This is a genomic window from Acidisoma sp. S159, from assembly GCF_009766125.1.
GTDB lineage: Bacteria > Pseudomonadota > Alphaproteobacteria > Acetobacterales > Acetobacteraceae > Acidisoma.
Window position 1 is genome coordinate 277,917 of record NZ_LMUG01000045.1, and the last position, 23,737, is coordinate 301,653.

Below are 23,737 nucleotides of genomic sequence, written 5' to 3' on the forward strand. Positions count from 1 at the left end.
TCAGCCGGCACAGAGGCCCTCGCCGGGCGCCCCTGTCCGCGTGTTGTGCTGCCGCTCCGATCGGTCTCGATTGTCCAGGGGTCGGCGCATGGCTGGTGGGTTGGAAGGCAACAAGGCTTTCGCGGCGGTGCTGGTTGCCGGGATGGCCTATATGGTCGCCGGCTTCTTCGCCGATGTGCTGGTGCATCCCGGGGAACTCGAGAAAACCGCGATCACCATCCAAGGGGCCGCCGAGGCGTTTTCGGGACCCGCTCGGGTCATCATCCCGACCATTCTGCCCTTCATGGCGAAGGCCGATCCTTCGGCGGGCCAATCCACGGCGGCGCAGCAATGCGGGTCCTGCCACAGCTTCAACCAGGGCGGCGCGGCCATGGTCGGGCCAAATCTCTACAATATCCTCAATGCGAAGGTCGCGGCGGCGCCGGGCTATTCGTTTTCCGACGCGCTCAAGAAGGTCGGCGGCACCTGGACCTATGAGCAGCTCAACAAATGGCTGCTGGATCCGCAGACCTTCGCGCCCGGCACCCGCATGTCCTATCCCGGCCTGCGCAACATCCAGGGCCGCGCCGATCTGATCGCCTATCTGCGCAGCCTCTCGGCCTCGCCCGCGCCCTTGCCGACAGAGGCCGAGGTCGCCGCTGCACAGGCGGAACAGAAGAAAGAGCAAGCCGCGGCCGCGGCGCCGGCTTCCGGAGGCGGTGGCACCGCCGCGGCACCGCCGGCGGGTCCGTCGCTGGACCAGCTTCTCGCCAGCGGCAGCGCCGACAAGGGCAGCGACTTCGCGAGCCAGGCCTGCGGCGCCTGCCACGCCTTCACCAAGGGCGGCGCGACCCAGGTCGGTCCGGACCTTTACGGCATTGTGGGAGAAAAGGTCGCGGGCGTTCCCGGCTATTCCTTCTCGCCCGCGCTGAAGAAGGTCGGTGGCACCTGGACCTATGCGGCGCTCGATAGCTGGCTCGCCAATCCGCAGCATTTCGCGCCCGGCACGACGATGAGCTATGCCGGCATTCCGCAGCCCAAGACGCGCGCGAATGTCATCCTGTATCTGCGCTCGCTCGCCGATAAGCCGATGGCCCTGCCGACAGTCGCGGCCGCCGCGACCTCCAAGGCGGCGCCGGCCAAGCCCGCGAGTTCCAGCGCCCCGAGCACGGGCAATGGCGGCACCGAAACAAAAACGACCCCGGCGATGACAGGCGCCGCTTCCGGCAGCGCGCAGAAGTCAGGCCAGTAACCGCGTCATGGTGCCGCCCGAGCTCGTCGAGGTAGCGCTTGCGCTCGCGGATGCGGCGGGTGCCGCCATCCGCCCGCATTTCCGCTCCGGCCTTCTGGCGGACGACAAATCCGACGACAGCCCGGTGACGGTCGCTGACCGCGCGGCCGAGCAGGCAATGCGGGTGATCCTGGCCGAGCGCTGCCCGGATCATGGGGTGATCGGCGAGGAGTTCGGCACCGCCGATCGCGGCGCCAGCCGCTATCGCTGGGTGCTCGACCCCATCGACGGCACGCGCGCCTTCATTACCGGCCGCACGACCTTTGGCGTGCTTGTCGCGCTGACCGAGAACGGCGTGCCGGTGATCGGGATCATCGACCAGCCCATTACGGGCGAGCGCTGGATCGGCGTGGCCGGGGAGCCAACCCGCTTCACCGGTCCGCTTGGCGGCTCGGCCGGTTGCCGTGCATGTCCGAGTCTCGGCCAGGCTGAGCTTTCCGCGACAGCGCCCGATTTCCAGCCGCGCTACCGGCAAGCCGGTTTCGACCGGATCCGTGCGGCGGTGCGGCGGGTGACCTGGGGCGGCGATTGCTACGCCTATGGCCTTCTCGCGCTGGGGCAGATCGATGTCATCGCCGAGAGCGATCTCAAGCCTTGGGACTGGTCGGCGCTGGTGCCGATCATCCAGGGAGCCGGTGGCAGCGTTACCGACTGGGCCGGCGCGCCGCTGCATCTCGACACCTCGCGCGGCGATGTTCTGGCGCTGGGCGATCCCGGGCTGCTTCGCGCGGCGCTCGGGGAACTTGGCTGACAAAACCTTCAGCTTTGAGACAGGTGCCAGGGCTTTCGGTTCTCCTCGAAAGTCCACATTATGTCTTGGAAATAACTGAAGAGCGGGTCTGCCTCGGCGGCTCGCCAGGACAGGGGGCGTGATGCGTCGACGGACCTTCCTGGGTGCGGCCGTGGGCGCGGCGGCCCTGCCGTGGGTGGCGCGGGCGCAGGATGCCACCGACGGACAATACGGCATCGCGGTAACCGGCAAGCCGGCCCTTCCGCCGGGCTTTACCGCTTTTCCCTATGCCAATCCGGATGCGCCCAAGGGCGGTGCGGTAACCTTCAGCGAGGTCGGCGGGTTCGACAGCTTCAACCCCTTCATCATTCGCGGCACGCCCGCCGCCGGGGTAAGTTACCTCTGGGATACCTTGTTGCGCCCATCCTCGGATGAGGCCGCCGTCGCCTACGGGCTGCTCGCCAAATCGGTCGAGGTCACTCCGAATCATGACCGGGTGACCTTCACGCTGCATCCGGAGGCGCGTTTCAGGGATGGCGCGCCGGTGACGGCCGCCGATGTCGCCTGGAGCTTCGCGACTTTCTGCGCCAAAGGTCAGCCGTATTTTCAGCAGTATTACGCGGCGGTCAGTTCGGTCGATGTGCTGGGCGCCGGTCGCGTCGCCTTCCACCTCAAGGACGGTGCGGCGCGGGAATTGCCGCTGATCCTCGGGCAGCTTTCGGTGCTGTCCGAGGCTTGGTGGAAGGGTCGAGACTTTTCCGCGCCCCTGATCGAGGCGCCCAACGGCTCCGGTCCCTATGCCGTCGAGACCGTGGCGCTGAACCGCAGCATCACCTATCGCCGCAGGCCGGATTACTGGGCGAAGGATCTGCCGGTGTGCCGGGGCTTCTTTAATTTCGACCGCATCACCTTCGAGTATTTCGGTGATCCCAGCGTGGCGATGGAGGCATTCAAAGCCGGCGAGATCGATTTCCGCGACGAGAATATCTCGAAAAACTGGGCGACCGGCTACAACTTCCCGGCGGTGCAGAAAGGCCTCGTTCGCAAAGAGGTTTTTCCGGACCAGTTGCCGACCGGGATGCAGGGCTATGGCATGAATACGCGCCGCCCGGTCTTCCAGGATAGCCGCGTACGTCAGGCGGTGGCGATGGCTTTCGATTTCGAATGGACCAACAAGACGCTGTTCTATGGCAGCTACGCGCGCACGCTGAGCTATTTCAGCAATAGCGGCCTCGCGAGTTCAGGCCTGCCCACTGGTGCCGAGCTTGCCCTGCTGGAACCGTACCGCGATCACCTGCCGCCCGATCTCTTCACCAAGCCCTTCACGCTGCCGGTCAGCGACGGTTCCGGCAATGACCGGCCGGCGCTGATGGCGGCGCTGCATGTCCTGCAAGAGGCAGGCTGGACGGTGAAGAATCGCAAGCTGGTGAACGCGGCGGGTCAGCCGCTGGCTTTCGAGATTCTGCTGAACGACCCGAATTTCGAGCGCGTTACCCTGCCCTACGCGCAGGACCTCAAGAAGCTCGGCATCGATGTGACGGTGCGGGTCATCGATCCCTCTCAGTACCAGCTTCGGATGGATAACTTCGACTTCGACATGACGGTGGTGCTGATTCCGGAGTCGGATTCGCCCGGCAACGAGCAGCGCGACAACTGGACCTCGGCCGCATCGAAGCTTACCGGCAGCAATAACCTCATGGGCGTGTCCAATCCGATCGTGGATGCGCTGGTTGAGAAGGTCATCGCGGCGCCGGATACGGCCTCGCTACAGGCAGCGTGCCATGCGCTGGACCGTGTGTTGCTCTGGGGCTGGTTCGTTGTTCCGCAATGGCATCTCGGCAGCTACCGTCTCGCCTTTTGGGATGTCTTCGGCCATCCGCCCAAACCGATGCGCGCGGGCTTCGATATCGATAGCTGGTGGATCGATGCCGATCTCGCCCGCCAGACGAATACCCAGCGGCACCACTCCAATGCGGTGTGACAAGGGCGGAAGTCGCCACCTTGGATCGTCCTTCGGCACGGCGCCGCCTTAAGCGATGGTCGCCTATCTGTTCCGCCGGATGTTGCTGATCATCCCCACTCTGTTCGGCATCATCGCGATCAATTTCTTCGTGGTGCAGCTCGCACCCGGAGGCCCGGTGGAACAGGCGATCGCCCAGCTCAAGGGACATGGCGGCAGTATGGGAGCAGGCGGTGGCGCGGCGGAAACCGCGATGCCTTCCGCCAGCCTCTATCGCGGCGCCCAGGGCATCGACCCGCATATGGTCGCGCAGATGCGCAAGATGTTCGGCTTCGACAAGCCGCCCCTCACCCGCTTCGCCATCATGCTTCGCGGCTATCTCACCTTCGATCTCGGCCAGAGCTTCTTTCTTGGCCAGCCGGTGTGGAAGCTGATCCTTCAGCGCCTGCCGGTCAGCATTTCGCTCGGCCTGTGGTCGACGCTGCTGATCTATATGATTTCGATCCCGCTCGGCATCGCGAAGGCGATGCGGGAGGGCAGCCAATTCGATCTCGTCACCAGCCTGGCGGTGCTGATCGGCTATGCCATTCCGGGATTCCTCTTCGCCATCCTGCTCATCGTCGTGCTGGCCGGCGGCACCTTCGTGCAATGGTTTCCGCTACGCGGCCTGACCAGCATGGGCAGCGAGAACTGGAGCTGGCCCAGCCGGGCGCTCGACTATGCCTGGCACATGGTGCTGCCGACGCTCGCCATGGTTGTCGGCGGTTTCGCGAGCCTCACGATGCTGACGAAAAACTGCTTCCTGGAAGAAATCGGCAAGCAATACGTCTTGACCGCTCGCGCCAAGGGCGGCACGCAAAATCGCGTGCTCTACGGTCATGTTTTCCGCAATGCGATGCTGCTCATCGTGGCCGGTTTTCCGGCGGCCTTCATCAGCATCCTGTTCACCTCCGCCTTGCTCATCGAGATCATCTTCTCGCTCAACGGCATGGGGCAGCTTGGCTATCAGGCGGCGCTGCAACGCGACTACCCGGTGATGTTCGGCACGCTTTACGTGTTCTCGCTGCTCGGCCTCGTCATGCAGATCGTCGGCGACCTGCTCTATACCGTGGTCGATCCGCGCATCGACTTCGGCAGCCGGCGATGACCACCGCGCCGCTGGCGGCGCGGCGCGGCAGGCTGTCGCCGCTCAACCGGCGGCGCCTCGTTGCGTTCCGCGCGCATCGCCGGGGCTTTTATTCGTTGTGGATCTTCCTCGGCCTCTTCGGCATCAGCCTGTTCGCCGGTTTCGTTGCGAATGACCGCCCGCTGGTCGTGCGGTTCGAGGGCAAGACGCTTTTCCCGATCTTCACCGATTACAGCGAGGACCGCTTCGGCCCGGACTTCATGCCGACCGAGGCCGACTATACGGATCCCGATGTCGCGAAGGCGATCCGCGCGCATGGCTGGATGATCTGGCCGCTTATCCCATTTTCCTATGACACAACGGTCGATAATCTCGGCCGCGCCGCGCCCTCGCCGCCGAGCTGGCGGAACTGGCTCGGCACGGACGACCAGGCGCGGGACGTGCTGGCCCGGGTGATCTACGGTTTCCGCATCTCGGTACTGTTCGGCTTTACGCTGACCGCGCTGGCATCGGCCATCGGCGTATTGGCGGGGGCGGTGCAGGGCTATTATGGCGGGCTTACGGATCTATTCTTTCAGCGGTTCATCGAGATCTGGTCGGGGCTGCCCGATCTGTTCATGCTGATCATTCTGTCCTCCATCATCGCGCCGTCCTTCTGGGTGCTTCTCTTGTTCCTGCTGCTGTTCAACTGGATGAACCTTACCGGCGTGGTGCGCGCCGAGTTTCTGCGTGGCCGGACTTTGGACTATGTGCGTGCCGCCCGCGCTTTGGGCGTGGGGGATTTCGCGGTGATGCGGCGGCATATCCTGCCCAATGCCCTGGTGGCGACGCTGACCTTCCTGCCCTTCACGCTGTCAGGCTCCGTCACCATCCTGGCGAGCCTCGACTTCCTCGGCTTCGGCCTGCCGCCGGGCTCGCCTTCGCTCGGCGAACTCATCTCCCAGGGGCGGAACAATCTACAGGCGCCCTGGCTGGGCCTCGCCGCCTTCGGGGTGCTGGGCGGCACGCTGATCCTACTGATCTTCATCGGCGAGGCGGTGCGGGACGCTTTCAACCCCCGCAAGACCGGGTTCCGATGAGCCTGATCGAAGTCGAGAACCTTACCGTCGCCTTCGGTGAGCGGCGCGTGGTGGAGGATGTGTCCTTCACGCTGGATCGCGGCGAGACCCTGGCGCTGGTCGGCGAAAGCGGTTCGGGCAAGTCGCTGACAGCGCTGTCGCTGCTGCGTCTTTTGCCGCCGGGCGCGGTCGCCACCGGCCAGATCCGCATCGACGGGCGGGATGTGCTGGGCATGCCGGAACGCGAGCTACGCAATCTGCGCGGCGGCAAGGCCGGGATGATCTTCCAGGAGCCGATGACCAGCCTCAACCCGCTGCATCGCATCGGGCGGCAGGTGGCCGAGGCGGTGAGCCTGCACACCAAAGCCACCTTGCCGCGCGACGCGCTGCGCCGCCGTGCGATGACGCTGCTGGAACAGGCGGGCTTTCCCGATGCGACCCACCGGCTGGATGCCTTTCCGCATCAACTTTCCGGCGGCCAGCGCCAGCGGGTGATGATCGCGATCGCTCTCGCCAACGATCCGGCGCTGCTGATCGCCGATGAGCCGACGACCGCATTGGATGTGACGATCGAGGCGCAGATCCTGGCGCTGCTGGATGCGCAGAAGGCGGCGCGGGGGCTGGGGTTGCTGCTGATTACGCATGACCTCGGCATCGTGCAGCAACATGCGGACCGCGTGGCGGTGATGAAGGCCGGGCGGATCGTGGAGACCGGGGAGGTGGGCCAGCTTTTCGCCAGGCCGCAACACCCCTACACGCGGATGCTGCTCGCGGCCGAGCCGAAGGGCGGCCCGCCGCCTCTGCCGCTCAATCCGGCCCCGGTCATCGCCGCGGAATCCGTGGGCGTGCATTTCGCCATCCGGCGGGGCGTGCTGCGGCGCGCGCAGGGCCATGTCCGCGCGGTGGATGACGTGTCGCTGGTGGTGCGGCAGGGCGAGACTGTCGGGCTGGTGGGCGAAAGCGGTTCGGGCAAGACCAGCATGGGCTTCGCGATGCTGGGGCTGGAACATGCCGAGGGCCGCATTCTGTTCGAGGGCCAGGACATCGCGCATCTGCCCGAGCGGCGGTTGCGCGCGATGCGCGCCGATATGCAGATCGTCTTCCAGGACCCCTTCGGCAGCCTGTCGCCGCGCATGACGGTGGAGGAGATCGTGGCCGAGGGGCTGCGCGTGCATGAGCGCGGCCTGACGGCGGCGCAGCGCCACGCCAAGGTCGCCGCCGCTTTGGCCGAGGTCGGGCTGCCGGAGAATGCGCTGGAACGGTACCCGCATGAGTTCAGCGGCGGCCAGCGCCAGCGTATCGCCATCGCGCGGGCCATGGTGCTGGAGCCGCGTTTCGTGGTGCTGGACGAGCCGACCAGCGCGCTGGATCGCTCCGTGCAGACGCAGATCGTCGATCTGCTGCGGCGGCTGCAGGCGGATCACGGGCTCGCTTACCTGTTCATCAGCCACGACCTGCGCATCGTCCGTGCGCTGGCTCACCGCATCATCGTGCTGCGGCGGGGGCGCGTGGTGGAGGAAGGTCCGGCCGAGGAGATCTTCGAGAACCCGCAACAGGATTACACACGGGCCCTCATCGCGGCGGCTTTCGAGGGCAAGGCGGTGCTGGACGTGGACGAGCCGGGGCCGAGTTTCGTGGAGTAGCGGGGCGAGCGCCGTGCTTGGGCCTTTTACCAGCAAGCGTTGGCTGTGCCGTTGCACCGTCATCCTCGGCGAAGGCCGAGGATCCACGCCTTGCTTGCGGCGAGAAGGTAGGCGTGGATCTTCGGCCCCAGGCGGGGCGCCCTTCGCCGTAGATGACGATTTACGGGCTCAATCGCTCAATACCCTTGTCGCTTGGTGTAATCGGGCCGCCGGCGCCTCGGCATGCCGGTGGCCAGGAGGGCGCCGCCGACCACAAGGAGTGCGGCGAACAGCAAAGACCAGCTCGCCGGGACCAGACCGGTGCCGACCAGCAGAAGGGTCGAGACCGCGGGCGCCAGGTAGGAGAGCGCGCCGAGGAGCGGCAGATGCCCGTGCTTCGTCGCATGATCCCAGGCGAGGAAAGCGAGACCCGTCGGGCCGATGCCGAGTGCGAGGATGGCAAGCCATTGACCCAGGACGGGCGTGACGGTGGGCTCGAAAGCGAGATGGCAGGCGCCGCCGGCCACCGCGACGGCGCCGCAGACACCGACGATCATGCCGCTGGGCGTCGATCCGAACCGGCGGTTGAGCACCGAATAGCCCGACCAGACGAAAGCGCAGCCGAAAGCCGCCGTATAGCCGGCGACTGACCCAATTGCTGTGCCGCTTGGCGGCCGTCCCGTCAGGATGAGGGTAGTGCCCGCCAAGCCGAGCAGCGCACCGCCGAGATGCCGCGCGCGCAGGCGCTCGCCGCCCGGTGCGGCTGCCGCGAGCAGCACGATCAGCAGCGGCCAGAGGTAGGCGATCAAGCTGGCCTGCGCCGCCGGTGCCTTGGACAAAGCGAAGAAATAGAGCGCGTGGTACAAGAAGATGCCACAGAAGGCGGTAAGCCACGGCGCTGCGGGCTGCCAGAGCTGGGCCAATGCGGCCCGGCCGCGCAGCGCGAGTGCCACCATCCCGGACAGGAAGGCGACACCGAAGCTGAGGCAGAGCAGCTCGAAGGGCGGGATGCCGCGTGCGCGTACCGTCAGCAGAGCAAGTGCGGCCCAAAGCAGGATGGCGACAACACCGATCGCGGTGGCGCGCGATCTGAAGCCGGCTGTGTCGGTGTCAGCCATTACGTTTCCCCAATGCCGGACCGATCCGGGGGAGGTTCGCATCGGGAGTATTGCGCAAGTATGAATAGCGGCGGCGTCGGAGCCTAGATCGCGATGCTTTAGCGCGAACCAATCCTCACCTCACCACGTCATCCTCGGCGAAGGCCGAGGACCCACGCTTTCGCTTGGGTGACGAAGGCGGGGCCGTCCGCGGCAAGGCGTGGATGGCATGCCTACGCATGTCACGACGAAAGTGGCGACGCCTAAATCGCGATCCGGACCCCAAGCTCGACGACCCGGTCGCTCGGAATACGAAAGAACTCGGTGGCGGACACGGCGTTGCGGGCCAGCACCAGGAACAGCCATAGCCGCCAGAAGGGCAGTTTCGGGACCAGAGCTGGGACAATAACCTCGCGGCCGAGGAAATAGCTCGTCTGCATCGGGTCGAAGGGGATGCCGCTTTCTCGCATCTCCTCAAGTGCGCGGGGAATGTTCGGGCTCTCCTTGAAGCCGTAGCGGACGATGACCCGGTTGACGTTGGGGATCAGCTCCTCGACCTCCGCCCGCTCGGCCGAGGGCACTTCGGGCACGTCTGCGGTCTGCACCGTCACCAGGAACACCCGCTCGTGCAGCACCTTGTTGTGCTTGAGGTTGTGCAGCAGGGCGTTCGGCACGTAGCCGCCATTGCCGGTGAGGAAGACGGCGGTGCCCGGCACGCGGATGATGCGGGAAGCGGGAAGCCGGGCGAGGAAGGAGTTCAGCGGCATGCTGTCCTGCTTCCAGCGCTGGAACATGAGATCTCGGCCGCGCTTCCAGGAGGTCATCACGGCCATCAGCACTGCGGCAACGGCGAGGGGCACCCAGCCGCCCTCGGGCAGTTTCAGCAGGTTGGAGGTGAAGAACAGCGCGTCGATCACGAAGAACGCGCCGAAGACACTGATGACCAGGCCGCGCGACCATTTGAACTGCCGCCTGAAGACCAGCGCCGAGAGAACCGAGGTGCAGGTGAAGGTGCCGGTCACGGCGATGCCATAGGCGGCCGCGAGGGAAGCGCTGCTACGGAACGACAGAACCAGCACCAGCACGCCGACCAGCATCATGGTGTTGATCTGCGGCAAGTAGATCTGGCCCTCCTCCACCTCGCTGGTGTGGCGGACGATCATGCGCGGGATGAAGCCGAGCTGCATGCATTGCCGCGCCATCGAATAGGCGCCGGAGATCATCGCCTGGCTGGCGATGACCGTTGCCGCCGTCGCCAGCAGCACCATCGGCAGCCGGAACCAGACCGGACAGAGCAGGAAGAACGGATTGTCCAGGGCGTGCGGATCATGAAGGATCAAGGCGCCCTGGCCGAAATAGTTCAGCACGAGGCAGGGCAGCACGAAATACGTCCAGGCTTTCTGGATCGGGATGCGGCCGAAGTGGCCCATATCCGCGTAAAGCGCCTCGGCGCCCGTCACGCACAGCACAACGGAGCCGAGGATCACGAAGGTCATGATCCCGTGGTGAAAGGCGAAATACAGGATGTAAGTGGGCGACAGCGCCCGGAGCACCGAGGGGTTGTCGAGGATCTGGAGCAGGCCGAACAAGCCGATCGTCAGAAACCACAGCGCCATCACCGGACCGAAAACCCGTCCGATCATCGCGGTGCCGCGATACTGCGAGGCGAAGAGCAGCCCGATGACGATGACGGCGATCGGTAGCACCGCCGGCTTGAGGAAGGGCGAGGTGACTTCCAGGCCCTCGACCGCCGACAGCACCGAGATCGCCGGGGTGATCATGCCGTCGCCGAAGAACAGACAGGCGCCGACGATCGCGACCAGGGTGACGGCGGCGGCGACGCGGGGCCGCCGGGTGACGCGCTGCGCCAGCACCATCATGGTCAGGATGCCGCCCTCGCCATTGTTGTCGGCGCGCATCACGAAGGTCACGTATTTCACGGTCACCACGAGGATCAGCGACCAGAAGATCATCGATAGGATACCGAGCACCGTGCCTGGCGTCAGAGCCGCCGCGCCGAAGACGGAGAGGCAGGTGCTCAAGGTATAGAGCGGGCTGGTGCCGATATCGCCATACACCACGCCCAGCACGCCCAGCAGCAAGGCGGGCGTGGCAGCGTTTTGGCGGATGGTGGCAACCGCGGCTGGCGATGTGTTCATGTCTTCGTTTGAGATGGGCCGGAGCCGATGAAGATCGAGATAGCTAGGCTTCGAAAGGCGCAGCTCCACTCGCGGCTACCGGCGTCCCGCCGTAAAGTCCTGCGAGCCTCAGCCGATCGTGTTTGGACCTTGTCTGGTTAAGCGGCCGTAACGTCGGATTTGGCGAGACTTACGCGGGCGACGCCCGGCAAGGCAAGCGTCGCGCTGTGACGGTGAGGCGCGCAGGCCAGCTTTGCCTTGCGAAACGACCGCGTATGTGTATTTAGGCGCGCTTCCCTGCCGGGGCGAGGCATCTCCCCGGCTGTGCTCGTATGCGACCGGAACCTCCGGATCCGCAGCCTCGGGCCGATACATCCGGAGGGACAGAATGCCATTATATGAATGCGTCCTAATAGGGCGCAGCGAAATCACGCAGCAGCAGGTCGACACGATCGCCGACACCATCACGGCGCAGGTGGAAGCCGCCGGCGCCACCGTGCGCAAGCGGGAATACTGGGGCCTCCGCAGCCTCGCGTACCGGGTCAAGAAGAACCGGAAGGGCCACTACATGCTGCTCGGCCTGGATATCAAACCCGCCGACCTCAATGAGATGGAGCGCCAGCTCTTCCTCAACGAGGACGTGCTGCGCTTCCTGACGATCCGCGTCGATGAGATCGATGAGGCGCCGTCGGCCGTGCTCTCCCGCAAGTCGGATGATCGCGGCTTCCGTGGGCCGAAGCCCGCTGGGCGCTTCGACAGCGGCCGTCGCCGCTATGACGACCGTGAGGAATTCCGCGCCCGCGAGGAGTTCCGTGGCCCGCGCGATGACGAAGACGAGCGTGGCGGTGGCCGCCATCATGAGGAGGTCTGAGCCATGAGCGATTCGACAGACGTCAATCCCGCCGCCCGCCGCGCCGCCGTTGGCGCGCGCCGGCCGTTCTATCGCCGCAAGAAGTCCTGCCCCTTCTCGGGTCCGAACGCGCCCAAGATCGACTACAAGGACGTGCGGCTGTTGTCCCGCTTCCTCAGCGAGCGCGGCAAGATCGTGCCTTCCCGCATCACGGCGGTCTCCGCCTTGAAGCAGCGCGAGCTGGCACGGGCCATCAAGCGCGCCCGCTTCTTGGCGCTGCTGCCCTACGTCCTGCACTGAGGGGAGAGCATCATGGCCGCGATCGAATTGATCCTGCTCCAGCGCGTCGAGAAGCTGGGACAGATGGGAGAGGTGGTGAAGGTGAAGCCGGGCTATGCCCGCAACTTCCTGCTGCCGCAGAAGAAGGCGCTGCGCGCCACCAAGGACAACCTCGCGAAGTTCGAGGGCAACCGCGTGCATCTCGAGGCGCAGAACATCAAGCGCCGCGAGGAAGCCGAGCGTATCGCCGAGCGGGTCCACGGCCTGACCGTGACGCTTATCCGCCAGGCGGGTGAAGCCGGCAGCCTTTACGGCTCCGTCTCTAACCGCGACATCGCGGAAGGTGCGACGGCCGGCGGGCTGCAGATCAGCCGCGGCCAGGTCGAGCTTGATCACCCGATCAAGACGCTGGGCGTGCGCCAGGTCCGTGTCGTTCTCCACCCCGAGGTCACCATGAACGTCGCGGTGAATGTCGCGCGTAGCCCCGAGGAAGCCGAGAAGCAGCTCCGTGGCGAGGCCGTTGGCCGCGCCGCCGAGGAAGAAGGCCCTTCGGCCGCCGATATCTTCGGGACCGAAGAAGAAGCCCCCGAAGCCGCCTGACTTTGCCGCGGCCTCTCCCGTGCCGGGAGGGGCCGCCCAAGTCTCGCCGCGCTCGGCAAAGACCGAGCCCCAAGCCCCATCCAAATAACCGCGACTCGACGCCCCGGATCGCCCTGCGCGTCAAGTCTCGCGAGCGGCATTCGCTGTGCGCAACGGTGTCTTTCGCCCGGATTATTACCTCCGTGTTACCTTTGCTTGCGAAATCGCTAAGAGCGGGTTATCGCCTGTCTGTTGGAGAGCCTGTGCGACGATAGACGAGAGAGTGCCATGCGACAGATGCTGGACCGCTTACTCACCCGCCTGATACGGCAGGGGGGTCTTTCAGTGATCTGGCCGAATGGCGAGCGCAGCAGCTACGGCCCCGACAAGAACAGCCCCGTTACAATCAAGATCGCCCACGACCGGATGGTGCGCCAATTCGTGCTGCATCCCGGTCTCGCCATCGGCGAAGCCTACATGGACGGCAGCCTCGCCCCGGTGGATTGCAATATCTACCAGGTGTTGGAGGTTCTGCTGTCGAACCTGCAGGCCGCCGGCATCGCGGCGGTGCCGACCCTCAAGGGCCGCATCCTCGCCGGAACCATGGTGCGGCGCCTCCGCCAGATCAATTCCACTGTGCGCGCGCGGCGCAACGTGGCGCATCACTATGACCTCAACGGCCGGCTCTACAGCCTGTTCCTCGACCGCGACCGGCAATATTCCTGCGCCTATTTCCGCACCGGCACCGAGACGCTGGAGGAGGCGCAGACCGCCAAGAAGCACCACATCGCCGCCAAGCTGAAGCTCGACCGGCCGGGACTAACGGTGCTCGATATCGGCTGCGGCTGGGGCGGCATGGCGCTGACCCTGGCGCGCGACTACGGCGCCCGTGTGACCGGCATCACCCTCTCGACCGAACAGCTCAATGAGGCGCGTGCCCGTGCCGAGGCCGAGGGTCTGTCGGATCGGGTGAAGTTCGAGCTGCTGGATTACCGGGCGGTGCGGGAGACGTACGATCGTGTCGTCTCGGTCGGCATGTTCGAGCATGTCGGCGTCAACCATTACCGGACCTTCTTCAATGTGCTCAAGCGCGTGCTGAAGCCGGACGGGGTGGCGCTGCTGCATACCATCGGGCGCAGCGACGGGCCGGGCACCACCAATAGCTGGATCGCGAAATACATCTTCCCCGGCGGCTATTCCCCCGCCTTGTCCGAGACCATGCTGCCGATCGAGAAATCGGGCCTCCTCGTCACCGATGTCGAAATCCTGCGGCTGCATTACGCCGAGACGCTGCGGCACTGGCGCCGCCGCTTCGCGGCCAACCGGGACGCCATCAGTACACTGTATGACGAGCGCTTTTGCCGGATGTTCGAGTTCTATCTGGCCGGCTCGGAGCTGGCCTTCCGCTATCAGGAACACGTCAATTTCCAGATCCAGATCACCCGCGAACAGACCGCGGCGCCGCTGACCCGCGATTACATCACCGAGGTTGAGCGCGAGCGCCTGCGCGCCCACGAACCGGCGATGTCCGACTGAGGCAGCGAGGGGCCGGAAGCGTGACGTTTCGGGTTTGAACCGCGTTCACTCCCCGCGTCATGCTCGGCGCAGGCCGGGGATCCACGCCTTGGCTTCGGCGACTAAGCAAAGGCGTGGATGGCACGCCTTCGCGTGCCCTGGCGGATCTGTGGATTGCGGTTCAAGCCACAGACATCCGGCGCTCTAAAACCTGCCCCTGAAGCGTGGCGGCAAGACCAGCCGGGTGTGGCCGTGGATGTTCAGCGCGAAGCGATAGGTCTCCGCCTCCAGCCCGGCCTGGCTCGCCACCACCTGATCGAGCAACCGTGCCAAAGGTTGCTGCCTAGGCTCGAAGTCTCCGGCTTCCTCCGGCAAGTTCCCGACGGCGTGCAGCCGGTCGAGCCATTCCTGGTCGGGGCCGCGCTGATGCAGCGAGGAATGCGCGTCGGCCCAGGCCATGCCTCGGGTCTGGGCGAGACGGCGGAGGCCGCGGTCGCGGTCGAAATAGCGCAGGTGGAACATATAGAGGTGCTCGAAGACCACGGGCGCGGCCACGCTGTGAAAACCCGCTGGCCAGGTGACGGGCTCGCGAATGAGCGCCGGCTTACACAGCGCCGAGTTGAACCATAGCCAGCGCCGCTGCTCGCTAATCGGCTGGGCTATATCGATCGCCGCTTCGTCGTCCGGCCGGTGCCACACTTCCAGGCCGATCGCGTTCAGCACGCCACCCTTCATCGCCATGGCGCAATCGGCGAGGTCCCGGTGGTGGCGCGGATCGGCGACGAGCAACTCGTCCACATCGACATGGATAACGGCGTCGTAGCGCCGCAGCAGTTCGGCGCAGAATGACGAGACGAGCCGTGCCCGCCCGGATTCGTCCTTTGGGCTGCGCGGCAGGCGGATCACTTTGATCTCGCCGAGATGATCGGTGGTGCCGTCATCGGAGCCGTGGTCGATCACGTAGCAGTTCCTGGCACCCACCTGCCTGGCGTAGTGGCGGCACCACGGGTCCATGTAGTCGGGATCGTTGTAGACCATGGTAACGGCGGCAAGCTGCATGCGAGACTTTTAACTCGATTTAGCAACGAGCGTCTGCGGCAAAAACGGGAGTTTTGTTCGGGTCGGCGGTAGCGGTCGGCCCACCTCGTCATGCTCGGCGAAGGCCGCATCCACGCCTTTTGGAGCCGCGGCGAGGAAAGGCGGGGATTCTCGGCCTTCGCCGAGGATGACGTTGGGGAGTCATCGCGGGCGTGGGCTGAGCCGACAGGATCAGAACTCCGGAAACGTCTCCGCCAGGCGGCCGCCTTGGCGCAAAGGCGCGATGTGGCGCGCCAGGCCCGTTGTGTCGTCGGTTTCGAGGAAGACTCCCGACAGCGTGGCGGGGCCTTCCGCGGGTTGCAGGCGCTCGCCGGGCATCTTCTTCCAGAAACGCTCGATCGCCGGCTGCTTGCCCATGCCGATGACGCCGTCATAGGAGCCGCACATCCCGGCATCGGTCATGAAGCCAGTGCCGCCGGGCAGGATCTGATGGTCGGCGGTGGGGACATGCGTGTGGGTGCCGACGACGAGGGAGAGACGGCCGTCGAAGCTATGGGCATAGGCGGCCTTCTCGCTGGTCGCCTCGGCATGAAAGTCGCAGATGATGGCCTGCACCGTGGCGCCGAGCTTGTGACGGGTCAGCAGATCCTCGGTGGCGCGGAAGGGGCAGTCCAGCGCCTCCATGAACAGGCGGCCCATGGCGTTGAGCACCAAAGCGCGGCGGCCGTCGCCCAAGGTCAGCAACACGCTGCCCGCGCCGGGCGTGGCCGGGGGAAAGTTGATGGGGCGGATCAGCCGCTTCTCGGTCGCGATGAAGGGGATGATCTCCCGCCGGTCCCAGGCGTGGTTGCCGAGGGTGAGCACATCCGCCCCGGCCTCGAACAGCGCACGCGCCATCTCGGGGGCGAGGCCGAAGCCGTGGGACGCGTTCTCGGCATTGACGATGGCGAGGTCGAGCCGCAGCCGGCGGCGCAGCTCGGGCAGGGCGGCGGCCACGGCATCGCGCCCGACGCGGCCGACGATATCGCCCAGAAACAAAATCCGCATCGCGCTCCCTCTCAGGCGGCGCGCGAGCGGCCGTGGGCCTCAGCCAAAATGGCGCAGCCCCAGCTCAGTCGCGACCGCGTGCAGGGGCGCGTCATAGGGGCCGGAGGGCAGGCTGTCGAATTCCTGCGCGGCGAAGGCGCAGCCATAGCGCCAGGCTCCCGGCAGTGCCGCGATGGTGCGGTCGTAATAGCCGCCGCCATAGCCGAGCCGGGTGCCCTGGCGGTCAAAGCCGAGCAGCGGCATGAGCAGCAGGTCGGGGATCAGCCTGGCGCCGTCTGGATGGCTCGTGCCGAAGCGGCCTGTGCTGAGTTCCGTCTCGGGGTGCCATTCGTGGAAGGTCAGGGGATGGCCCCGCCGGCCGGTGACGGGGAGGCAAATGCGCTGGCGGCGGTCATGCAGCGCATGGAGAAGCGGCCGGATGTCGATCTCCTCCGGCAGCGGCCAGAAGCCGCCGACGATATGGGCGGAACGGAGTTTGGGGTCGTCGAAGAGGTTGGCCGCAAGGAGTGTGCCGAGCGCGGGATCGATGCCCAATCGCCGGGCTCGCGCGACATGTCGGGCGGCGGTTTTGGCTTCGGCGATAGCTTCCGGCTCGATGGGCGGAGGGAACGGCTGCTTCAATCAGCCGGGCCTATCGAACGAAGATCGAGGAAAGTGCGGAGCCGCCTCGGCCGGTGGCATATGCATCCTCCCAAGGCCTGCTTGTGCAGGTGGGGGCCAGTTAGCCTGACCAGGATCAGACCAGCGCCAGCTCCCGAGGGAGTTGCTTATCGGCCCTGGGGATGTCTTGCCTGTCGAACCAGGAAGCCCCGCCCGCCATAGTTAGGCGCGTTCGAGGGCTGCCGCAATGTCTTCCGCACGCTCCGCCAGGCGGCGGACGGCATCGCCGATCTGCGGATCCGCCGTGGCCGTGTGACCGTTCTGGTGTGGCTGATTGGCGAGGAAGGCGTCCTTGTCGTGCAGCTCATCGGCCATCAGCAGCGACACCAGAACCAGGAGCCGGGCTTCGCCGGTCTGGCCCAAAGCCTTGATACCGTCGATGCGCTTCTGCACCTCGCGGCCCATGGCCTCGAGGTGCCGTTCCTGACCGTCCTCGCAGCCGACGACATAGGAATAGCCGTTGATGAGAAGGGTAACTTGTCCCATGGCGGCCTATCCGTTCCGCTCGATGCCGAGCGCGTTGCGCAAGCCGCCGATGATCTCGTCGATCTTGAGCACGGCTTCGTCGTGGTTGGATGCGGGCGCCCAGGGCTGGGTCTTGTCGGCGCTGTCGCGGGGCGCCGGCCTGCTTTCGGGCTCGGCGGCCGGTTGCGGCGCGGGCGGTCGTCGTCGCGCGGCCTGAGCGATGCGCTCGAGCGCCGCCTCCAGACGCCGCAGGTTGGCGCTTGTATCCCCGGTTTCCGACATCCGTCTAACGTGCCGCCCTTCGTAACACTCTCGTAAGTCAGCACAGGTCGGGCCGGAGGCGTCAAGGATGAAGGCCGGTGTTTGAGCACGTCATAAAGGATCGGCCCCAGACGTGATCTCGCGGCGAGGCGGGGCTAGGATGCGGCGGGTCGGCGGCTGGTGTCGTGGAAGGACCTGAGAACGTGGCGCCCAAGCTTCCGCCTGCCGTCATTATCCATGGGCTAGCCGATGCGCGGGACGCTTTGGCCCTGGGTCTTCCCCTTACTCTGCTCTCCGCGCCGGGCGCGGCGGTGTATGCGGGGGTCGGGTGGTGGATTGCGCTGATTGCGGCGGCGCATGCCGAGCATCCTCACCCTGCCTTTACCGACATTCTCGATTGCGCCGACTCCCCTGGCCGGGCGGCGGAGGCGATACGGGAAGGCCAGCGGCAGGTTGTTCTGGTCGGCACACCTCGGCTGCTTCTTGAACGTGTTGAGGCGCTCGCCGCCGAATGCGGCGCGGTGGTGCTGGCGGAGGCACCGCCGGCGCTTGATCTCGCGCAGCCGGGGGCGCGGCGGCGGCTCGCCGGGTGGCTAGGGCCAACGTGACATGGAGAGCGATTTCGCCTAGGTCTTCGCCCCCGGATGCGCCCGATTTTGGGCCAAGAAGCGCTGAGAATTGCCATGCAGGTCACCGTCCCCATTAAGCGCCTGCGCGACGAAGCCCTTGGCTTTACCCCCCTGCGGGTTGTCGCCTCGGCATGAGCGACGGGGCGGGCTGCCGGCTGTATCTGGTCACGCCGCCGAAGCTCGACCCGGCGGCCTTCGCCGATATCCTGGCGGCGGCGCTGGATGCCGGGGATGTCGGCGCGCTGCAACTGCGGCTGAAGGATCTCTCGGACGACGCGCTGCGGCGGGCGGTCGATGTGCTTCGGCCAGTCGCGCAATCCCGCAATGTTGCCTTCCTTCTCAACGACCGGCCCGATCTGGCGCGAGAGATGGGCTGCGACGGTGCCCATGTCGGGCAGACGGATACGCCCGTGGCCGAGGCGCGGCGGCTGCTGGGAAAGGATCTGACGCTTGGGGTTTCCTGCCACGGCAGCCGGGATCTCGCCATGACGGCGGGCGAGGCGGGCGCGGATTACGTGGCCTTTGGCGCTTTCTTTCGTAGCGGCACGAAGACCGAAGCCGAGATCGAGGCCGAGCCAGAGGTGCTGACCTGGTGGAGCGATGTCATGGAACTGCCGACGGTGGCGATCGGCGGCATCACTCCGGCGAATTGCGTTCCGCTGGTGCAGGCTGGCGCCGATTTCCTGGCGGTCGTCAGCGCGGTTTGGGACCACCCGGACGGCCCGGCCGCAGGCGTGCGCGCGATGAACGCGGCGATCGCGGCGGCTGACGCATAAATATATGTTTATGCGCGGTTGGCTGAACCGGGTCGCTGGTGTCCTTTTCCCCTCCCTGCAAGGGAGGGGTTAGGGGTGGGTTGGTCCGGGCGCCGAAGCCTTGCGTATCGCCGCACCCCAGTACCCACCCCCAGCCCCTCCCTTGCAGGGAGGGGAGTAACGATTAGCCGCCCGTCTGGTTCCCCGGCGTGCTGACCAAGCTCGCCATGCCCCTGTTGCGGTGTCTCGATCCGGAGCGCGCGCATCGTCTTGGCTTGAGGGCACTCACCGCTGGTCTCGTTCCTCATTCCGATGTCGTAGACAGCGGTTCGCTGGCGACCGAGGTGGCGGGTCTGCGCTTTGCCAATCCGATCGGTCTGGCAGCCGGCTTCGACAAGGATGCGGTGGCCGCCGTCCCGTTGGCGGGTCTCGGTTTCGGCTTTGTCGAGGTCGGCACCGTGACGCCCCGCCCGCAGGCGGGCAATCCGCGCCCCCGGCAATTCCGGCTGGCCGAGGATGTCGCCGTCATCAATCGCATGGGCTTCAACAACGGCGGCATCGACGCCTATGCGCGGAGGCTCGGCGCCCTGCCCCGCCCGCATCCGGTGCCGATCGGCGCCAATCTCGGCGTGAACAAAGACGGCGCGGAGCCCGAGCGCGACTACTCTGCGCTCCTCGCGCGGGTCGCGCCTTTCGCGGACTACGTTGTCGTCAACGTGTCTTCGCCCAATACGCCGGGCCTGCGCGACCTTCAAAGCGAGGCGCGGCTGGCCGCCATCCTCGGTGCCATGCGCGCGGCCGTGCCGGATTCGCCGCCGCTGTTCGTGAAGCTGGCGCCCGATCTTTCGCATGAGGGCCTGGCGGCGGTGGTCGAGGTGGCGGTCGCGGCGGGTGTCGCCGGGCTCATCCTGACCAACACCACGACCAGCCGGCCAACGGGCCTGCGCTCCGCGATGGCGCGCGAGATCGGCGGGCTTTCGGGACGGCCGCTTATGGGTCTCTCGACGCGCGTGCTGGCGCGGGCCTTCCTGCTCGCGCGGGGGAGGCTGGCGCTGATCGGTGTCGGCGGTGTCGAGAGCGGCGCCGATGCGATGACCAAGATCCGCGCCGGGGCCAGCCTGGTGCAGCTTTATACGGCCTTCGCCTATCACGGCCCCGCCCTCATCCCGCTTATCAAGCGGGACCTGGTGCGCGCCTTGGCGACGGCCGGCTACCAGACTATCAGCGCGGCCGTGGGCACCGATGCCGAGCGGCTGGCCGAGGAGGCGTGACCACCATGGACCACCTTGCCGGAATGGCGCCGCTCGCGCCGCGCTACGAGGGTTTCATCCTCGACCTCTGGGGCGTCATTCATGACGGGGTGCGGCCCTATCCCGGCGCGGTGAAGGTGATGGAACGGCTGCGCGCCCGTGACCGCCGCGTCGTGCTGCTGTCCAACGCGCCACGCCGCGCCATCGTGGTGGCGCGGGGGATGACGGCCATGGGTATCCCGCCGGAACTCTATGATGGCGTGATGACCAGCGGCGAGGCGATCTACGAGGGGCTGTTCACCCGCGCCGATCCCTGGTTCGCGCGCCTCGGACGTCGCGCCTTCTGGCTCGGGCCGCCGCGCGACCTGCCATTGCTCGAAGGGCTCGACATCGACATCGCCCTGCGCCCCGAGGATGCCGATTTCGTCCTCAATATCGGCGCCGACGAGGCCGTCAGCGCCACGGAGATCGCGCCTCATGTGCCGGCGCTGGAAGCCTGCCGCCGCGCCGAACTGCCCATGCTCTGCGCCAATCCCGATCTGGTCATCGTACGGGAGGGTCAGCGCATTCTCTGCGCCGGCGCGCTGGCGGAGGTCTATGCGGGGATGGGCGGCGAGGTGGTGCAGCGCGGCAAGCCGGATGCCGCCATCTATCCGCCAACATTGGCCCTGCTCGGCGTGCCGCCCGAGCGCGTGCTGGTGGTGGGAGACGCGCTGCGGACCGATATCGCCGGTGCCGCGGCGGTCGGGCTGGAGTCCTGCTGGGTGCTCGGCGGCATCCATGATCTGGTGGGCCGTACGGCCGAAGCTGAGGCCGAGGCGGCGGCCGCCGGGCTGGCGCCGATAGCGACGATCCCCAGCTTCGTCTGGTAGGACGGCGCCAAAGCAAGAAGCCACCGCCGCGGGGAGAACGAGTTTGCGCCACGTCCTGATCGCCACCGGCTTGGTCTGCGGCCTGCTCGCGGGTTCCGCCGCCCATGCGCGGGAGCCCGATCCGCTGCCGCCATCCGTGATCTTCGGTTCGCTCTATAGCGCCGTCGAGCTGGGACATGTCTTCGCCGACCAGAAGACCTTCGCCGACGCGATTCCGAAGGAGGCGCCGGATGCGATTCTGGCCGACTACGCTGCGCAGAAGGACGCGGCCGGTTTCGATCTGCACGCCTTTGTCGCCGCGCATTTCACGCCGCCGGTGCTGAAGACGGTCTCCTACAACCGGCGGAAGGACGAGACGGTCAGCGAATACATCACCGATCTCTGGACCCTGCTGCGGCGCCCGGCCGATGAAGGCGAGCGCTATTCCTCGCTGCTGCCTCTGCCGGCGCCCTATATCGTGCCGGGCGGCCGCTTCAGCGAAATCTATTACTGGGACACGTATTTCACCATGCTCGGCCTGGAACAGGACGGGCAGACCGAGCTGGCCGAAGACATGGTGCGCAACATCGCCGCCCTGATCCAGCGCTATGGCCACATGCCGAACGGCAATCGCAGCTACTACCTCAGCCGCTCCCAGCCGCCGTTCTTCTCCTGCATGGTCGATCTGCTTTCCGCTCCCAAGGATCTCAAAGGCCGCGCGGCGCTCTATGCGACCTACCTCCCTGCGATGCAGGCGGAGGAGGATTACTGGATGGAGGGCGCGGATGCGCTGGAGCCCGGCAAGGCCACCCGCAATGCTGTGCGGCTGGCCGACGGCACACTCCTCAACCGCTATTGGGACGAGCGGGATACGCCGCGTGACGAATCCTATGCCGAGGACGTGGCGACTGCCGCGACCACGCATCGCCCCCCCGCCGAGGTCTACCGTGACCTGCGCGCGGGGGCGGAATCCGGCTGGGATTATAGCTCGCGCTGGTTCGCCGACGGCCATAGCCTCGCCACGCTGCATACCACCGAGATTCTTCCGGTCGATCTCAACAGCGAATTGTTCCACCTCGAAAGCGCCCTCGCCTATGGCTACCGCCTGACCAATCAGATGGCGGAGAGCGCCAAATACCGCGACCTCGCCGCCAAGCGCGCCGAGGCGATCCGGCAGTTGATGTGGGATCAGAACGGAGGCGACTTCACCGATTACGATTGGGTGGCCGGGAAGCAGACGGGCGTGCTCTCGGCCGCGACTCTCGTGCCGCTGTTCTTCCACGTCGCGACCACCGAACAAGCGCGTGCCGTGGCGACGACGGTGGCGGCGAAGCTGCTCGGTCCTGGCGGGCTGCGCACCACGACGGCTGCCACCGGCCAGCAATGGGACGCGCCGAATGGCTGGGCGCCCTTGCAGTGGATGGGCATCGATGGGCTGTCCTCCTACGGCTCGGAGGCATTGGCCCGGCAGATCGCGGGGCGCTGGGAGACCCGGGTCGTCGCCGGCTTCGCCAATGACGGCGTGCTGGTCGAGAAATACAACGTCGATACCAACGAGGTCGCGAAGCGCGCGGGCGGCGGCGAATACAAGCTGCAAGTCGGCTTCGGCTGGACCAATGGAGTCTTGGCGGCGCTGCTCGCGCGCTATCCCGTGGCCTCGGCGGATACGACTCCCAAGCAGTGAGGGCTGTCGCGGGAGCCCTCGGGCGCATCCCGGTTCCGCTTTGGCCGCTCACGGCGATGATTTCGGTCCAGCTCGGCGGCGCGCTGACAGTACCGCTGATGGCTCAGGTTGGCGCGGCGACAACGACCAGCCTGCGGCTGGTCTGGGCGGCGCTGTTCCTGCTGGCGGTGGCACGACCTCGGCTGGGTTCCGGTAGTGGGCCACGGTTACTTGGCGGCGCCTGCCTCGGTCTGGTCACCGGCGCCATGACGCTGTGCTACTTCGAGGCGGCGGCGCGAATCCCGCTGGGGATGGTGACCTCGATCGAGTTCCTCGGTCCTCTCGCGGTTGCCATTGGCGGGTCGCGCAATGCCCGGGACTTGCTTTGGGCGGCGCTGGCCGCCGCCGGTGTCGCGCTGCTGACGCGGGGTGGCGGGGGCTCCAGCCTTTCCGGCTATGCCTTCGCGGTCGGGGCGGCGGTCTGCTGGGGCTCCTATATCGTGCTCACCCGCCGGGTCGGCGAGACTTTCAGCGGGTTGCAGGGCCTCACCGTCTCGCTCTGCGTCGCGGCGCTCGTGATGGCGCCGCCGGTGCTTGCCGTCCATTGGCGGTCGATTGGCCCGGGTCTTGTCATCGCGATGGCGGGTGTCGCGATCCTCAGCCCGTTTCTGCCCTACGCGCTCGAAATGGCGACGCTGCGGCGTATGCAGCCGCGGCCCTTCGGCATCCTGATGAGCCTGGAGCCCGCGACCTCCGCCGCCATGGGCCTTCTTGTACTCGGCCAGCGCCTCGGGCCGTTGCCGCTGGCCGGTATCGCTTGCGTGATGTTGGCGAGCATCGGAGCAGTCGCCGGAACGAACAAAGCAGGTTAGTCTCTCGTCAACGAGCCGAGGA

Annotated in this window: 23 protein-coding genes and 1 other RNA gene; 16 read left to right on the forward strand and 8 right to left on the reverse strand. The window is 66.5% G+C overall.

Going from position 1 to position 23,737, the window contains the following annotated elements:
• Positions 1-88: 88 nt before the first annotated feature.
• The 6 genes from GSQ92_RS14510 (at position 89) to GSQ92_RS14535 (ending at position 7,787) form a co-directional block, all read left to right on the forward strand.
• Complete coding sequence (locus GSQ92_RS14510; protein WP_158806208.1) at positions 89-1,231, forward strand: cytochrome c family protein; 1,143 nt, start codon at positions 89-91, stop codon at positions 1,229-1,231.
• A 7-nt stretch (positions 1,232-1,238) separates the two neighbouring features.
• Positions 1,239-2,021 carry an inositol monophosphatase family protein gene (locus tag GSQ92_RS14515; RefSeq protein ID WP_158806210.1) on the forward strand — a complete coding sequence of 261 codons (783 nt, stop codon included), beginning with the start codon at positions 1,239-1,241 and terminating at the stop codon, positions 2,019-2,021.
• Positions 2,022-2,142: 121 nt separating this feature from the next.
• A complete protein-coding gene (locus GSQ92_RS14520; RefSeq protein WP_158806636.1) occupies positions 2,143-3,981 on the forward strand; it encodes an extracellular solute-binding protein in 1,839 nt (612 codons plus the stop codon).
• Between the two features lie 55 nt (positions 3,982-4,036).
• Positions 4,037-5,107, forward strand: coding sequence for a microcin C ABC transporter permease YejB (locus GSQ92_RS14525; RefSeq protein WP_158806212.1), 1,071 nt, complete (start codon positions 4,037-4,039; stop codon positions 5,105-5,107).
• Positions 5,104-6,165 (forward strand): ABC transporter permease, encoded by a 1,062-nt coding sequence (locus GSQ92_RS14530; RefSeq protein WP_174246750.1) that lies wholly within the window; start codon positions 5,104-5,106, stop codon positions 6,163-6,165. The genes GSQ92_RS14525 and GSQ92_RS14530 overlap by 4 nt, the downstream gene beginning before the upstream one ends.
• Positions 6,162-7,787: an ABC transporter ATP-binding protein gene (locus GSQ92_RS14535; RefSeq protein WP_158806214.1), complete on the forward strand. Its 1,626-nt coding sequence runs from the start codon at positions 6,162-6,164 to the stop codon at positions 7,785-7,787. Before GSQ92_RS14530 ends, GSQ92_RS14535 begins: the two co-directional genes overlap by 4 nt.
• Positions 7,788-7,963: 176 nt before the next feature.
• Here GSQ92_RS14535 and GSQ92_RS14540 read toward each other — a convergent pair whose 3' ends face one another.
• On the reverse strand, positions 7,964-8,884 hold the full coding sequence (locus GSQ92_RS14540) for a DMT family transporter (protein WP_158806216.1): 921 nt from the start codon (positions 8,882-8,884) through the stop codon (positions 7,964-7,966).
• 242 nt (positions 8,885-9,126) lie between these two features.
• Positions 9,127-11,022: a potassium transporter Kup gene (locus GSQ92_RS14545; RefSeq protein ID WP_158806218.1), complete on the reverse strand. Its 1,896-nt coding sequence runs from the start codon at positions 11,020-11,022 to the stop codon at positions 9,127-9,129.
• A gap of 367 nt (positions 11,023-11,389) precedes the next feature.
• Here GSQ92_RS14545 and rpsF point away from each other — a divergent pair, with 367 nt between their 5' ends.
• The 4 genes from rpsF (at position 11,390) to GSQ92_RS14565 (ending at position 14,245) form a co-directional block, all read left to right on the forward strand.
• Positions 11,390-11,872 (forward strand): 30S ribosomal protein S6, encoded by a 483-nt coding sequence (gene rpsF, locus GSQ92_RS14550; protein ID WP_158806220.1) that lies wholly within the window; start codon positions 11,390-11,392, stop codon positions 11,870-11,872.
• A 3-nt stretch (positions 11,873-11,875) separates the two neighbouring features.
• Complete coding sequence (rpsR, locus tag GSQ92_RS14555; RefSeq protein WP_158806221.1) at positions 11,876-12,151, forward strand: 30S ribosomal protein S18; 276 nt, start codon at positions 11,876-11,878, stop codon at positions 12,149-12,151.
• A gap of 12 nt (positions 12,152-12,163) precedes the next feature.
• Complete coding sequence (gene rplI / locus GSQ92_RS14560; RefSeq protein WP_158806223.1) at positions 12,164-12,730, forward strand: 50S ribosomal protein L9; 567 nt, start codon at positions 12,164-12,166, stop codon at positions 12,728-12,730.
• 267 nt (positions 12,731-12,997) lie between these two features.
• Complete coding sequence (locus tag GSQ92_RS14565; RefSeq protein ID WP_158806225.1) at positions 12,998-14,245, forward strand: cyclopropane-fatty-acyl-phospholipid synthase family protein; 1,248 nt, start codon at positions 12,998-13,000, stop codon at positions 14,243-14,245.
• Between the two features lie 183 nt (positions 14,246-14,428).
• Here the strand turns inward: GSQ92_RS14565 and GSQ92_RS14570 are convergent, their stop codons facing one another.
• From GSQ92_RS14570 to GSQ92_RS14595, 6 genes are all read right to left on the reverse strand, one after another.
• A complete protein-coding gene (locus GSQ92_RS14570) occupies positions 14,429-15,283 on the reverse strand; it encodes a glycosyltransferase family 2 protein (RefSeq protein ID WP_158806227.1) in 855 nt (284 codons plus the stop codon).
• A 210-nt stretch (positions 15,284-15,493) separates the two neighbouring features.
• On the reverse strand, positions 15,494-16,309 hold the full coding sequence (locus GSQ92_RS14575; RefSeq protein WP_158806228.1) for a TIGR00282 family metallophosphoesterase: 816 nt from the start codon (positions 16,307-16,309) through the stop codon (positions 15,494-15,496).
• Positions 16,310-16,348: 39 nt separating this feature from the next.
• Complete coding sequence (locus GSQ92_RS14580) at positions 16,349-16,930, reverse strand: 5-formyltetrahydrofolate cyclo-ligase (RefSeq protein ID WP_254065960.1); 582 nt, start codon at positions 16,928-16,930, stop codon at positions 16,349-16,351.
• Between the two features lie 34 nt (positions 16,931-16,964).
• Positions 16,965-17,122, reverse strand: a non-coding RNA gene (gene ssrS / locus GSQ92_RS14585) — 6S RNA.
• A 9-nt stretch (positions 17,123-17,131) separates the two neighbouring features.
• Complete coding sequence (locus tag GSQ92_RS14590) at positions 17,132-17,455, reverse strand: cell division protein ZapA (protein ID WP_158806230.1); 324 nt, start codon at positions 17,453-17,455, stop codon at positions 17,132-17,134.
• Positions 17,456-17,461: 6 nt separating this feature from the next.
• Positions 17,462-17,716, reverse strand: coding sequence for a hypothetical protein (locus GSQ92_RS14595; protein ID WP_158806232.1), 255 nt, complete (start codon positions 17,714-17,716; stop codon positions 17,462-17,464).
• A gap of 182 nt (positions 17,717-17,898) precedes the next feature.
• On the opposite strand from GSQ92_RS14595, the gene GSQ92_RS14600 reads away from it, so the two are divergent.
• The 6 genes from GSQ92_RS14600 to GSQ92_RS14625 all read left to right on the forward strand — a co-directional run bounded on the left by GSQ92_RS14600 (position 17,899) and on the right by GSQ92_RS14625 (position 23,715).
• Positions 17,899-18,303: a hypothetical protein gene (locus GSQ92_RS14600; RefSeq protein ID WP_158806234.1), complete on the forward strand. Its 405-nt coding sequence runs from the start codon at positions 17,899-17,901 to the stop codon at positions 18,301-18,303.
• 152 nt (positions 18,304-18,455) lie between these two features.
• The gene (thiE, locus tag GSQ92_RS14605) at positions 18,456-19,100 is read left to right on the forward strand and encodes a thiamine phosphate synthase (protein WP_158806235.1); all 645 of its coding nucleotides are present in this window, start codon (positions 18,456-18,458) and stop codon (positions 19,098-19,100) included.
• A 188-nt stretch (positions 19,101-19,288) separates the two neighbouring features.
• The gene (locus GSQ92_RS14610; RefSeq protein WP_256367104.1) at positions 19,289-20,350 is read left to right on the forward strand and encodes a quinone-dependent dihydroorotate dehydrogenase; all 1,062 of its coding nucleotides are present in this window, start codon (positions 19,289-19,291) and stop codon (positions 20,348-20,350) included.
• A 5-nt stretch (positions 20,351-20,355) separates the two neighbouring features.
• Positions 20,356-21,201 carry a TIGR01459 family HAD-type hydrolase gene (locus GSQ92_RS14615; RefSeq protein WP_159013634.1) on the forward strand — a complete coding sequence of 282 codons (846 nt, stop codon included), beginning with the start codon at positions 20,356-20,358 and terminating at the stop codon, positions 21,199-21,201.
• Between the two features lie 43 nt (positions 21,202-21,244).
• Positions 21,245-22,864: an alpha,alpha-trehalase TreF gene (gene treF / locus GSQ92_RS14620; RefSeq protein WP_158806239.1), complete on the forward strand. Its 1,620-nt coding sequence runs from the start codon at positions 21,245-21,247 to the stop codon at positions 22,862-22,864.
• Positions 22,861-23,715: a DMT family transporter gene (locus tag GSQ92_RS14625; protein ID WP_158806240.1), complete on the forward strand. Its 855-nt coding sequence runs from the start codon at positions 22,861-22,863 to the stop codon at positions 23,713-23,715. Before treF ends, GSQ92_RS14625 begins: the two co-directional genes overlap by 4 nt.
• Positions 23,716-23,737: the final 22 nt, after the last annotated feature.

Excerpts from the sequence above, each read along its gene's own strand:
- GSQ92_RS14510 (WP_158806208.1), top strand. The coding sequence starts at position 89 with ATGGCTGGTGGGTTGGAAGGCAACAAGGCTTTCGCGGCGGTGCTGGTT.
- rpsR (WP_158806221.1), top strand. The coding sequence starts at position 11,876 with ATGAGCGATTCGACAGACGTCAATCCCGCCGCCCGCCGCGCCGCCGTT.
- GSQ92_RS14530 (WP_174246750.1), top strand. The coding sequence starts at position 5,104 with ATGACCACCGCGCCGCTGGCGGCGCGGCGCGGCAGGCTGTCGCCGCTC.
- GSQ92_RS14515 (WP_158806210.1), top strand. The coding sequence starts at position 1,239 with ATGGTGCCGCCCGAGCTCGTCGAGGTAGCGCTTGCGCTCGCGGATGCG.
- rplI (WP_158806223.1), top strand. The coding sequence starts at position 12,164 with ATGGCCGCGATCGAATTGATCCTGCTCCAGCGCGTCGAGAAGCTGGGA.
- GSQ92_RS14590 (WP_158806230.1), bottom strand. The coding sequence starts at position 17,455 with ATGGGACAAGTTACCCTTCTCATCAACGGCTATTCCTATGTCGTCGGC.
- rpsF (WP_158806220.1), top strand. The coding sequence starts at position 11,390 with ATGCCATTATATGAATGCGTCCTAATAGGGCGCAGCGAAATCACGCAG.
- thiE (WP_158806235.1), top strand. The coding sequence starts at position 18,456 with ATGAGCGACGGGGCGGGCTGCCGGCTGTATCTGGTCACGCCGCCGAAG.
- GSQ92_RS14570 (WP_158806227.1), bottom strand. The coding sequence starts at position 15,283 with ATGCAGCTTGCCGCCGTTACCATGGTCTACAACGATCCCGACTACATG.
- GSQ92_RS14520 (WP_158806636.1), top strand. The coding sequence starts at position 2,143 with ATGCGTCGACGGACCTTCCTGGGTGCGGCCGTGGGCGCGGCGGCCCTG.
- GSQ92_RS14575 (WP_158806228.1), bottom strand. The coding sequence starts at position 16,309 with ATGCGGATTTTGTTTCTGGGCGATATCGTCGGCCGCGTCGGGCGCGAT.
- GSQ92_RS14525 (WP_158806212.1), top strand. The coding sequence starts at position 4,037 with ATGGTCGCCTATCTGTTCCGCCGGATGTTGCTGATCATCCCCACTCTG.
- GSQ92_RS14565 (WP_158806225.1), top strand. The coding sequence starts at position 12,998 with ATGCGACAGATGCTGGACCGCTTACTCACCCGCCTGATACGGCAGGGG.
- GSQ92_RS14535 (WP_158806214.1), top strand. The coding sequence starts at position 6,162 with ATGAGCCTGATCGAAGTCGAGAACCTTACCGTCGCCTTCGGTGAGCGG.
- GSQ92_RS14545 (WP_158806218.1), bottom strand. The coding sequence starts at position 11,022 with ATGAACACATCGCCAGCCGCGGTTGCCACCATCCGCCAAAACGCTGCC.
- GSQ92_RS14540 (WP_158806216.1), bottom strand. The coding sequence starts at position 8,884 with ATGGCTGACACCGACACAGCCGGCTTCAGATCGCGCGCCACCGCGATC.
- GSQ92_RS14595 (WP_158806232.1), bottom strand. The coding sequence starts at position 17,716 with ATGTCGGAAACCGGGGATACAAGCGCCAACCTGCGGCGTCTGGAGGCG.
- GSQ92_RS14615 (WP_159013634.1), top strand. The coding sequence starts at position 20,356 with ATGGACCACCTTGCCGGAATGGCGCCGCTCGCGCCGCGCTACGAGGGT.